This is a genomic window from Algimonas arctica, assembly GCF_014652695.1.
Taxonomy (GTDB): domain Bacteria; phylum Pseudomonadota; class Alphaproteobacteria; order Caulobacterales; family Maricaulaceae; genus Litorimonas; species Litorimonas arctica.
The window spans coordinates 17,033-29,123 of sequence record NZ_BMZH01000016.1 but is presented as its reverse complement, the minus strand read 5'-3'; the positions used below and the strand labels follow the sequence as shown (position 1 = coordinate 29,123).

Here is a 12,091-nt window from a genome sequence, read left to right as displayed (position 1 = left end):
TTCTCTTTATCAGAACCTTAGGGTTCACGAGAATGAAGTTAATAACTTCTTATGATTTTAAGAGGTTGGGTCTTTTAGTCAACACGTAGTTGAATGGGCCGTGGATTCAGGCGAGAGTTGAAAATTGAAAACGTCTCCCTGACTCGGTGATGTTTTGCTGCTAGATTGAGCTGGCGTTGTTGTGGAGCCGTAAGCCACAGAAGTGGCCACAATGCCCAACTTGCCAGTCTCGTCGAACAGCTCGAGGGCTGGCTCAATACGAACGCTCGGATGATCCTAGTGAACCCGCCGATTGGACGCGTTTGATCCGGGCACGTCAAGTTTTTGGCAATCCGATCAAGCTGCGACCGATGTCGGGCGTGTGCGGATCGTTTTCGCCCTATGCCCAAATTAAGCCCAAAACCTTGGACTCTCCAAACAGCAACGACCACCGTTCTATGAACGATAGTCGCTGAAATCTCACTACCCCTAATGGAGACGCCTAGAAGCTTCTCCGAATGTGGGGCTAGCGAATTGTGACGGCGCGCTTGTTGAGGACGGGCATCGCACGAGAAACAGATTGCTCCTGTGTCGCCATTTTGTTGAAGCGGTCCGTCGATGTCGCGGCCGCATTATTCATTAAAAATGTCGCATCCGTTTTTACAGGTTCAACGACACGTTTCAGAGTGCGTTTCTTATTGAACGCTTTGGTTTTTGAATATGTCACAACCGTATACGGCGCGGCGTGTGTCTGTGTCGCGGCTGCGGGCTGTGCCCCAAACTTATTGAATGTGTCAGCCGCGTGAGCGGTCGACGTGAAACAAACAGTTGAAAGCGCGACGCAGGCGACAAGGTTTTTAACAGTAAGGGTCATTATGGCTCCCTTCAGAGATGCCGAATGTGAAGATGGCCGAAACCATCATGATAATTATTTTAGGGTGGGGTTTTGGCGCAAATCCTTGCGACCTGTGCGGATGCTTTCGGCATGCGACATCGTTGGCGGACCATAGGATCCACGGGATGCGGGCACGGGTAAGCCTGATAGATTATCAGGTCTATAAGACTGCCATACTGGCAATCCCTATCTAAAAGCTCGGGCACTCTGTGAGCTGTCCTTGAAGGACGTCACTAAAGGGAAAGTGCAAATTCATTATCGAAGGGCAATGAGACTAAATACTCCGGGTATCCGTCATACTGACCTGAGACATAAGTTATCCCTGCAGCCACATCTAACGCTGGGGGTTTAAACAGGGGTCAAGAGTCGGGGTTAAGAAAGTGTTTCGTCCCAATATCTGCTATAAACACTGTGTTTTCTGCCTATTGAGCCAAAAAATCACTATTTTTGCTGTCTTTTTTGTAAGGGAAGGGGCGTATGGAGCACATTAAATTGGCACTTAAGAGTCACTTAAAGACGAATATCCAAAATTTGGCAAGCAGGGCAGATGAGACGTTTTTTATTAGTTGATGATGATGAGCACGAGTTTATGTTCGTGAAATTCCTTTTGAAGGACCGTTATAAAAACGATTTCACCCTAACATACGCGCAAAACATCGAAGAGGCACAAACCCATTTGGCGAAAGAAGGTGTCGACGTTATTTTACTGGACGATCGTTTGTCGCGTGGCTTGACGTCAGCCGACTCTATTCCTCAGCTCCAAAAAGCGGCCTTTAACGTCCCGATTATTGTGATTTCAAAAGACATAGACGCCAAACACCTCAAGGATCGACGCCGCCTCGGTATAACTAAGGTCGTCGATAAATTCAAATTGAGAGATGAGCTTGCGAACGGTTTGCTCGACTAGCGCTAATCCTTTGGGTTGGGAGCCAACGTGCTTTAAGGTGATCTGAGCCACAGTTTCGGCTGAGTAGGATAAAATAGATGGAGAGTGCGGCCAGCCGCGGAAAAGAATGGTGCCCGAACCTGGATTTGAACCAGGGACACACGGATTTTCAATCCGTTGCTCTACCAACTGAGCTATTCGGGCCTCGTTTCTGAGGCGTGCCTATAGGCAGGCAATAGACTCCTGTCCACCGTGTTTCGCGGCATAATTCACACTGTTTTTATCAGACCATCCCATAGTCAAAAAGTGATGCGCTTTTCCTTTGCGGTTGCAACTTGTTCTCACTATGAAATAGATTATGACTTCCATACCAACCCGTCTAACTGATATCGCCCGGTCGAACCGGACTCGAATTCTCGGATTTTCAACCACGGATCCGGTTCAGGAAACACGGTTACGCGATATTGGGTTTGCCGAGGGTGACCGTGTTGAGCCGCTTCATTTTGGACTATTTGGGCGGAACCCGATGAGCGTCCGGCTAAATGGCGCCATTATTGCGCTGCGCCGAAAAGACGCTCAAGTCATTCTTGTTGAATCCGTACAGTCTTAGACCGTTCTTATGTCTGAAACAGATACTTTGGCGCGCCCTGTTCGGCTCGCGCTCCTTGGCGCGCCGAATTGCGGCAAAACCTCACTTTTTAATGCGTTGACAGGCGGTCGGGCCAAGGTGGCAAATTATCCGGGCGTGACTGTTGAGTACCGCAAGGGCGAGTTTTCTCTACCTGATGGACAGATAGTTGAATTACTCGATCTGCCGGGGGTGTATGGCAATACGGGCAAGTCGATGGATGAGCGGATCGCGATTGACGCGGTCAATGGGCGACTGAGCGGTGAGCGCGCGCCCGATGCGATCGTATTTATGCTTGATGCGGCGCACATCGAAACCCATTTGCACAATGTCCTTCAAGCCAAGAATTACGGCCTGCCTATCATTTTGGTCTTGAATATGATGGACATGGCCGCACGAGACGGTTTGAACATCGACATCCCTGCATTGGGGCAAGAGCTCGGTATTCCCGTCATCAACTGCGTAGCAGTGCGGGCATCAGGCCGCGCTCCGCTGTTGGATTTCCTCACGGAATGGACGGGTGATGTTGAGCATGGGAGCGCCGCTGTTCCGAAAAGCGAGCTCGGGGATGTTCGCGAATTACAGCAACGCGCCCGATCAGCGACAACAAGGTCCGTGTCCCGCGTGCATCAGATTGAAACCTTCACGCACCGGATCGATAAATTTGTGCTGCACCCGGTTTTGGGCCTCTTCATTCTGCTCGGTATTTTGTTTGTGATGTTTCAAGCGGTCTACACTTGGTCAGGCCCCGCTATGGACATGATTGAGAGCGGCATCGGATGGCTGCAAGGCGTCGTGTCCGCGGTGCTTCCAGACGGTCTCTTGCAATCGCTTATTGTTGACGGAATGATTGCGGGCGTTGGCGCGGTTCTCGTTTTCTTACCGCAAATCATTATCTTGTTTGCCTTCATCCTCTTGCTCGAAGCCTCGGGCTATATGGCGCGCGCGGCTTTTTTGGTTGATTCGATCATGGCCAAGGCTGGGCTAAACGGTCGGGCTTTCATTCCGCTCTTGTCGTCCTTTGCTTGCGCGATCCCCGGTGTCATGGCGGCGCGAACCATCGAGCAGGAACGCGATCGGCTGACGACGATAATGATTGCACCTTTGATGACCTGTTCGGCGCGATGGCCGGTCTATTTTCTGATTATTGGCGCGTTCATCCCAGAGGGTCGGGTCGGCGTATTTTCACAACAGGGCCTTGTGGCGTTTGGCTTGATTATTGTTGGGATCGTGTTTGCCTTCATTATGGCGGCAATTTTCAAGCGGACTTTGGCGCGGGGCGAAAGTTCAGGGCTATTGATTGAGCTTCCAAGCTATAAATCGCCTGTTTTCAAAGATTATCTACGGGGTCTCTATGATCGCGGTATGATTTTCGTGAACCGAGCCGGACGAATCATTCTGCCCGCCTCTGTCGTGATTTGGGTCCTGACTACGTTCCCGCGTAATGCCGTCAGCATAAACGAGACTTTCGCGGGCATGATTGGCAATATCATTCTGCCTGTGCTGCAGCCCATCGGCTTTAATCTCGAAATGTCGATATCTCTGATTCCAGCGATGGCCGCACGAGAAGTCGCTGTATCGAGCCTCGCGACGATCTACGCTGTGCAAGGCGAGATGGTTGAGGGTCAAATGACCGACATTATCGCGAGCCAGTGGTCTATGGCGACCGGGTTGGCCTTTCTCGCGTGGTTCGTTTTCGCGCCGCAATGTTTATCGACTTTTGCGATTATCCGCAAAGAAACCAATAGCTGGAAATGGCCGCTCTTCGCCTTTAGCTACCTCTTTGTTCTGGCTTATCTGGCCGCCGCCGTAACTTATCACACAGCCGTGGCGTTTGGTCTCGGTTAGTCCACAATCCTGCAACCTTCTGGGTTAACCTTCGGCGCGTTTCGTGGCAAAGGGCGCTTATGACCGAACTCTCTCAAAGCCAGCGTGACCATCGTAACATGGCGAACGCGATCACTGCCCTCTCTATGGATGCTGTGCAGCGCGCCAATAGTGGCCACCCCGGAATGCCAATGGGCATGGCCGATGCGGCGACTGTCTTGTTTTCCAAATTTCTGAAATTTGATCCGTCTGACTCGAACTGGGCCGATCGAGATCGGTTCATCCTGTCTGCAGGGCATGGCTCGATGCTGATTTATAGCCTGTTGCACCTTACGGGCTACAAAGCCGTGACGATGGATCAGATCAAAAACTTCCGCCAACTCGGCTCTATTACGGCGGGGCACCCAGAATATGGCCATGTGCCGGGCGTTGAAACAACGACAGGGCCTCTTGGGCAAGGGATTGCTAACGCCGTCGGTTTCGCGCTTGCGGAACGTCACATGAATGCGCGCTATGGTGATGATATTGTCAATCACCATACGTATGTCATTTGCGGCGATGGCTGCCTGATGGAAGGCATTAGTCAGGAAGCGATAAGCTTGGCCGGGCATCTCGGACTGAACAAACTGACCGTCCTTTGGGACGATAATAACATTACCATTGATGGCCCTGTATCGCTGTCTGATTCGACGAATCAGAAGAAGCGGTTTGAAGCCAGCGGTTGGAAAGTTATCGAGATTGACGGGCACAACCCGCAACATGTCGCGAATGCACTGCGGCGCGCCAAAAAATCCGAAAAACCTACGATGATCGCCTGTAAAACTACGATCGGAAAAGGGGCCCCAACCAAAGCGGGCTTAAACAAAGCACACGGCTCCCCTCTGGGCGATGAAGAGATTGCGGGCGTCCGCGCGGCCATTGGCTGGGATCATGGTCCCTTTGAAGTCCCGGACCATGTTTACAAACTCTGGAAGCGGCCCGGAAAACGCGGTCGAAAGGATCACCGTGAATGGGCCAAGCGTCTATCCACATCAGATCAAAAGGCTGACTTTGAGCGCGCTATGGCGGGTGAATTGAACGACGGCTGGCTGGAAAGCTTCCAAGTCTATAAAGATCAGATCGCGGCGGAAAAGCCCACTATGGCGACCCGTGCCGCGTCTGGCAAAGCGCTCGTGCCGCTGACGGAACTACTCACCGATATGATCTCTGGCTCTGCTGATTTGGAAGGGTCTAACAAAACGAAGACGCCCGCCACATCTGACGAAATTCAAGCGGCCCATTATGGGGGGCGTTACGTCAATTACGGTATACGAGAACACGGCATGGCCGCCGCGATGAACGGTATGGCCTTGCATGGCGGCATTATACCGTATTCCGGTCTGTTCATGGTGTTTATGGATTACTGCCGTCCCTCCGTCCGCTTGGCGGGTTTGATGGGCATTCAGTCGATCTATGTGGCGACGCATGATTCCATTGGCGTGGGCGAAGATGGCCCGACCCACCAACCTGTCGAACACTTGGCCAGCCTACGCGCCATCCCGAATGTTTACACATACCGTCCCGCCGATGCGCTTGAGACGGCGGAATGTTGGGAATTGGCTGTGCAGCGTAAAGATGGCCCAAGCGTTATGGCGCTGACCCGTCAGGGATTGCCGGCCGTGCGCGATGATGCGTCAAAAAACTGGTGCGAACGCGGCGGTTACGTTCTCAAAGCGGGCGAGGGGGCCGATGATATTGTGTTGATTGGCACGGGGTCAGAAGTGCACCTCTGTGTCCAAGCGGCATACCGCTTGGCCAGTGAAGGAATTTTGGCGCGAGTCGTGTCAGTGCCTTGCATGGATATTTTCTTGGAGCAGGACGACAATTACATTCGTTCGGTTCTGGGAAAGGATTTGCCAAAGGTCGCTGTCGAAGCCGGTATCCGCCAAGGATGGGACGCTCTGATCGGGCGTCAGGGCGCTTTTGTGGGCATGGACAGTTTTGGCGCGTCTGCTCCCGGCGCGGCGCTGTTTGAACATTTCGGCATTACGACGGATGCCGTTGTGGCCGCCGCTAAAGCACAGCTTGCCGTATGAAAGAGCTTCCGGGAGATGTGTTCGTCACGGGACAGTTGATGCCAGCGCAATTGTTCGCCTTGGCAGAGCAAGGCGTGATGAGTTTCATCAATAACCGTCCGGATCAAGAAGCGCCCCTTCAGCCGATGTCGGATGAAGTTGAGCAAGCCGCAATGGCGGTGTCGCGAAACTATTACCATATTCCGATGGCGGGGGGGCTCACGCCGGGTCTGATCGAAGCGTCGATCACGGCCTATGAATCAGCGCCCCGTCCGATCGTTACTTTCTGTGCCTCGGGAACGCGCTCGGCGGCATTGTGGGCGTTTGCGCATGTCGACAAACTCGGCGTTGATGGCGTTTTAGACGCGGTTAGCGCCGCCGGTTATCAGCTCGGTCAAATCCGTCAGCCTTTGATTGATTTTGCTGCAAGAGAGAAAAACTGACACCCCTCAAAACATTCAAGCGTATTGAGCCCCTGTCATGAGTGGCTGGCTGGGATCCGCCGTGAAGGCACAATGGGGTTGGATCGGGGATTATTCAGGGTCTCGTTTCTCGAGTGACTTAGTCGCCGCCATCGTTGTGACGATCCTGCTTGTGCCGCAATCCTTGGCCTATGCCTTGCTCGCAGGCCTGCCGCCCAAGGTCGGCATTTACGCCTCAATTACCCCCCTTTTAGCTTATGCGGTTTTAGGTAGTTCGCGACAATTGACTGTCGGTCCGACAGCCGTGATTTCGCTGATGACTGCCGCAACCATTTATGAGCTCCCAGAAGAATTACGGGTCGTTGGGGCCGCCGCCATTGCCTTGATGGTCGGGGTGATGTTGATCGGAGCAGGGCTACTCAAGGCGGGTTTTTTAATGAATTTCGTCTCGCGACCGGTCGTGTCCGCTTATATAACAGGTGCGGCACTTCTGATTGTTATCAGTCAATTACGTCATATTGTTGGCGTTGATGGGGGCGGCCGCACAGCATTTTCAATGATTAGAAATCTGAGCGATCAGATTGGACAAACAAGCCTGATCACGGTCGGCGTCGGGTCGCTGGCCTTGCTCAGTTTTTATCTGGCGAGAAATAGTTTTGCCTACCGCTTGGTTAGGCTCGGGGTCTCAAGCAATATGGCTAAGCTGGCGTCGCGCATGGCGCCGATTTTCATCATCGGCCTATTTATCACTGTGAGTTGGGCGATAGGACTCGACCAAAAGGGCCTTGCGATTGTTGGTGCCGTCCCGAGCGGGTTACCGCCGTTCCGAATTCCTATGATAGAGACCTCCTTGATCCAGTCGCTGACTGTTCCGGCTGCGGTGATTGCCATTGTCGCTTTCGTGGATAGCACGTCGACGGCGCAGGAGCTGGCGGCGCGGCAACGGGATTCAATCAATGCCAACCGTGAACTATTGGGGTTGGGGGCTGCAAACATCGCGGCGGGGTTATCGGGCGGCTATGCCGTAAACGGCTCCATGTCGCGGTCGGCGGTTAATGCGGCAGCGGGGGCTGAGACCCCTCTGTCGGGCATTATCGTTGCCGCCTTAATGGCTTTGACGGCAATGTTTTTGACGCCGCTTCTGAAATCTCTTCCGCTGTCCGTTTTGGCCGCTCTGATTATCATTGCCTGTCTCAGCTTGCTTGATTTCAAAGCGATCTGGCGGACATGGGTCTATTCTCGGATTGATGGCGTCACCGCTGTTGCCACTTTCCTCTCCGTGTTAATGTTAGGGGTGCAATATGGGGTTTTGGTCGGCGTTGTGCTGGCGATGGCGCTGCATATTCGGACCACAGTTAATCCTCACATGCCGCTCGTGGGACGTTTCCCCGGCACAGAGCATTATCGTGATGCGCAACGGTTTGTGGTTGAAACCAATGATCAAGTCAAAACCATGCGGATCGATGAAAGCCTTTATTATGCGAATGCACGGACATTGGAGGACCGTGTCGCCACGATTGTATCAGAAAACCCCGAGCTGACGGATTTGATTTTCATGTGTACTGCCGTCAATCGGATCGATGCGTCGGCTTTGAGTTCGCTAGAGACCATCAACAATCGCCTTAAATCGGCTAATATCGCATTGCACTTTTCCGATATGCAAAGCCGAGTGCGGGAACGGTTGTTCCGGTCCTCTTTCCTTGATCGGCTGACAGGACAGATCTTCTTGTCGCAACATGAAGCGATGGAGGCCCTTCGTCCGGCGCCTGACTGGTCCTTCCTTGATGATCACATTGACATGCATTGAGCGGCGCAAAGCCGTCGAAAATCATAGGCTTGCGCAGGATCAGTCCGCTCGCTAACAGCGAGGGGACAGAAGACTTAAAGGACGTCAGGCGACGCGCACCGAATTCGGATTGCGCGAACCGACGGCCGCCAAGGAAAGACACGGCCATGCCGGACAACGAACCGTCCGGCTCCGTCCCGGAGCCTGCACCCGAGGGGAGCAGTGCGACCGAAAAAGGGCGGGGACGGGCAAGGCGACAGAATAATTTGCGCCGAACGGGCCCCCGTTCAGGTGGGAACTCATCACGCACATTTGCGGCGCTCGATCTCGGCACGAATAATTGCCGCTTGCTCATCGCGCGTGAAACCTCTGACGGATTCAGGATTGTCGATAGCTACTCAAAAGTCGTTCGTTTGGGATATAATTTAGCCCATACGGGGGCTTTGGACGAAGCCAGTATGGACGCGGCGGTTGAAGCCTTAAAAGTCTGCGCCCGTAAAATGAAAGCCAAACACGTCAAACGCTGGCGCTGCGTCGCTACAGAAGCGTGCCGCAGGGCGAGTAATGGCGACTTTTTCTTGGATCGGGTTAAAAAAGAAACCGGTATTTCACTCGAAGTCATCTCGCCGCGGGTCGAATCTAGACTGGCGGTGATGGGCTGCGTCAAGCTTGTCGATCCAACAAAGGATGTCGCGCTGGTGATTGATATTGGCGGCGGGTCAACGGAACTATCATGGGTCGATGTACGAAAGTTACGGGATGGTGGAAGTCACCGCCTGCATCGTCCGCCTATTAGTGCCTGGTGCTCACTGCCACTGGGTGTCGTGACCCTGTCCGATAAAGTTCCTGAACATGCGGACCGGGAAGCATGGTACGCGGATATGAAAGAAACGATCCGTCAAGCGATCCGTGAGCAAGGCGCGGATACGCGGTTTGTTCGGGCGTTTGAAGAGGGGCGAGGGCATTTGATTGGCACGAGTGGGACAATCACCTCACTCGCGGGCATTCACCTGAAGCTCCCCTACTATCAGCGGAATAAAGTTGATGGTCTCTGGCTGCGCTCTCATGATGCAGTCACTGTGGCGCGTGATATGGCCTCGCGTTCGCCGGAAGACCGGGCGAAGGAACCTTGCATTGGCGAAGACCGCGCACGCATGCTCGTTGCGGGCTGCGCGATTATTGATGTGGTGTGCGAAATGTGGCCGTCCAAGATGATCCGGGTCGCAGACCGTGGATTACGCGAAGGTATGTTGATCGGTCTGATTGGGGCGGGGCGTATTGAAGACGCTCAAGCTTCTACGAAGGATGCCGCCGAATGACCGATGATAATGGGAATAATGATGATGATGCCTCTGACGGCAAAGTCTCCGATGGCAAGATGTATGGCGGTAAACCGTCGGGCGTAAAGCGTTCACGGCAGACCAAGCCTAGAGCCGATAATGCGACTCGTATGCTGCATAAGAAGGTTCGGAAGGCGAAGGGGCGGAAGATTAGCTCCAAGCTCTGGATCGAGCGGCAGATCAATGACCCTTACGTGCAGCGGGCCAAAGAGTTGGGCTATCGCTCTCGCGCAGCCTTTAAGCTCGAAGAATTAGATGATCGTTATAATTTGATCACGCCGAATTCTCTCATCGTCGACTTGGGCTGTGCCCCGGGCGGTTGGATGCAAGCGGCCTTTAAGCGGGGCGCACGGCGAATCGTCGGTATTGATATTTTGCAAGTTGAGTCCGTACCGAACGCAGAAATATTGCATCTCGACTTTATGGCTGAGGGTGCAACCGAAGAGCTCAAAGCACATTTGGAGCGCGCGCCTGACTTTGTCATGTCTGATCTCGCCGCGAATACGACCGGACATAAGCAGACCGATCACTTGAAAACGGTCGCTTTGGTCGAAGCGGCGGCGGAATTTGCCCTCGATGTCCTTGCACCAGGGGGGCATTTCATCACGAAAGTCTTCCAAGGCGGGGCCGAAGAAAAGCTGCTAAAGCGGCTCCGGGAACGGTTTGAGTTCGTGCGCCATGCGAAGCCGAAAAGCTCGCGCAAAGGCTCACCAGAAATATATCTTGTGGCAAAAGGCTTCCGACCTGTCGAATAGGGTTTGCGGGCAAGCCGGATGACTGATAGGTGCGGCTCGCAAATGGAACGGAGGCTCCCCCATGGAGATTCGAGAAGGTTTGACCTTCGATGACGTCCTACTGCAACCCAAGGCGTCCGATATAATACCCGCGCAAGCGAAGCTGCATACGCAGCTCACGCGTGGCATAAAAATGAATGTGCCGCTCATCAGTGCGGCCATGGATACAGTCACGGAAGCCCCTCTTGCAATTGCGATGGCGCAAATCGGCGGCATTGGGGTCATTCACCGCAATCTGACGATTGAAGAGCAAGCGGAAGAAGTCCGCAAGGTCAAACGGTATGAAGCCGGCATGGTGGTCAATCCGGTTACAATTGGTCCGGACGCGACACGCGGTGAATTAGCGGCGCTCGGGAAACGCTATCGTTTCTCTGGCCTTCCCGTGACTGAAGAGAACGGAAAACTGGTCGGTATTATTACCAACCGCGATGTACGTTTTGCCGACGATCCGACTCAAAAGGTCCGTGACCTTATGACGACGGATCTCGTCACAGCCAAAGTTGGCGTGACGCAGGCTGAAGCCCGGACCCTCTTGCACAAGCACCGTATCGAAAAACTGATTGTCGTTGACGATAATTATCGTTGCGTCGGTTTGATCACCGTCAAAGATATGGAAAAGGCCGAAAACTATCCGAATGCGTGTAAAGACGCATCCGGCAGCCTGAGGGTTGCTGCGGCCTCTACTGTGGGCGATGCGGGTTTTGACCGGGCTGTTGCCTTGATCGAAGCTGGCGTGGATGCGCTCGTCATCGATACGGCGCATGGTCATAGCTCAGCCGTTGGCGCACAAGTCGAGCGCATTAAAGCGGCCTATCCCAACACGCAGATTATTGCGGGGAATATTGCCACCGAAGCCGCCGCTCACGCGCTTATCAAAGCCGGCGCTGACGCGCTGAAAGTCGGGATTGGCCCCGGCTCGATCTGTACAACGCGGATAGTCGCGGGTGTCGGCGTGCCTCAGCTGACAGCGATTATGGATGTTTGCAAAGCCGCAACGGCGGCCGGCATTCCTGTGATCGCCGATGGCGGGATCAAATATTCGGGCGATATGGCCAAGGCGCTTGCCGCTGGGGCCACATCCGCCATGGTTGGCTCTCTGCTGGCCGGGACCGAAGAAGCGCCGGGCGAAGTGTTCCTATACCAAGGTCGTCAATATAAAGCCTATCGTGGCATGGGGTCCGTCGCCGCGATGGCGCGCGGGTCTGCGGATCGCTATTTCCAGAAAGAAGTCTCAGATACGATGAAACTTGTTCCTGAAGGCATTGAAGGCCGCGTCGCGTTCAAAGGCCCGGTCGGCCCCATCTTACATCAACTGCTTGGCGGTCTCCGCGCCTCCATGGGGTATACCGGTTCGGAAACGATTGACGATTTCCATAAGAATGCGGAATTTGTCCGGATTACGGGCGCGGGTCTCCGCGAAAGCCATGTCCACGATGTTCACATCGCTCGTGAAGCCCCTAACTATTCGATGCCCGGATAG

At 53.8% G+C, this 12,091-nt stretch carries 10 protein-coding genes and 1 tRNA gene; 9 read left to right on the top strand and 2 right to left on the bottom strand.

What is annotated here, in order from left to right:
* Positions 1-505: 505 nt before the first annotated feature.
* Positions 506-853 (bottom strand): hypothetical protein, encoded by a 348-nt coding sequence (locus tag IE105_RS13710; protein ID WP_189499400.1) that lies wholly within the window; start codon positions 851-853, stop codon positions 506-508.
* A gap of 568 nt (positions 854-1,421) precedes the next feature.
* On the opposite strand from IE105_RS13710, the gene IE105_RS13705 reads away from it, so the two are divergent.
* A complete protein-coding gene (locus IE105_RS13705) occupies positions 1,422-1,781 on the top strand; it encodes a response regulator (RefSeq protein WP_189499398.1) in 360 nt (119 codons plus the stop codon).
* Between the two features lie 107 nt (positions 1,782-1,888).
* Here the strand turns inward: IE105_RS13705 and IE105_RS13700 are convergent.
* Positions 1,889-1,964: transfer RNA gene (locus IE105_RS13700), tRNA-Phe, on the bottom strand.
* A gap of 154 nt (positions 1,965-2,118) precedes the next feature.
* Between IE105_RS13700 and IE105_RS13695 the strand changes: the two genes are divergently transcribed.
* The 8 genes from IE105_RS13695 (at position 2,119) to guaB (ending at position 12,091) form a co-directional block, all read left to right on the top strand.
* Positions 2,119-2,370 (top strand): FeoA family protein, encoded by a 252-nt coding sequence (locus IE105_RS13695; protein ID WP_189499396.1) that lies wholly within the window; start codon positions 2,119-2,121, stop codon positions 2,368-2,370.
* A gap of 9 nt (positions 2,371-2,379) precedes the next feature.
* Positions 2,380-4,236: a ferrous iron transporter B gene (gene feoB / locus IE105_RS13690; RefSeq protein ID WP_189499394.1), complete on the top strand. Its 1,857-nt coding sequence runs from the start codon at positions 2,380-2,382 to the stop codon at positions 4,234-4,236.
* Positions 4,237-4,295: 59 nt separating this feature from the next.
* Complete coding sequence (gene tkt / locus IE105_RS13685) at positions 4,296-6,290, top strand: transketolase (RefSeq protein ID WP_189499392.1); 1,995 nt, start codon at positions 4,296-4,298, stop codon at positions 6,288-6,290.
* Entirely contained in the window at positions 6,287-6,712 is a 426-nt protein-coding gene (locus IE105_RS13680) for a protein tyrosine phosphatase family protein (protein WP_189499390.1), read from the top strand. Before tkt ends, IE105_RS13680 begins: the two co-directional genes overlap by 4 nt.
* A gap of 37 nt (positions 6,713-6,749) precedes the next feature.
* A complete protein-coding gene (locus tag IE105_RS13675; protein WP_189499388.1) occupies positions 6,750-8,498 on the top strand; it encodes a SulP family inorganic anion transporter in 1,749 nt (582 codons plus the stop codon).
* 146 nt (positions 8,499-8,644) lie between these two features.
* Positions 8,645-9,796, top strand: coding sequence for a Ppx/GppA phosphatase family protein (locus IE105_RS13670; RefSeq protein WP_189499386.1), 1,152 nt, complete (start codon positions 8,645-8,647; stop codon positions 9,794-9,796).
* A 59-nt stretch (positions 9,797-9,855) separates the two neighbouring features.
* Positions 9,856-10,572: an RlmE family RNA methyltransferase gene (locus IE105_RS13665; RefSeq protein ID WP_189499450.1), complete on the top strand. Its 717-nt coding sequence runs from the start codon at positions 9,856-9,858 to the stop codon at positions 10,570-10,572.
* Positions 10,573-10,633: 61 nt separating this feature from the next.
* Positions 10,634-12,091, top strand: a complete 1,458-nt coding sequence (gene guaB / locus IE105_RS13660; protein WP_189499384.1) for an IMP dehydrogenase — start codon at positions 10,634-10,636, stop codon at positions 12,089-12,091.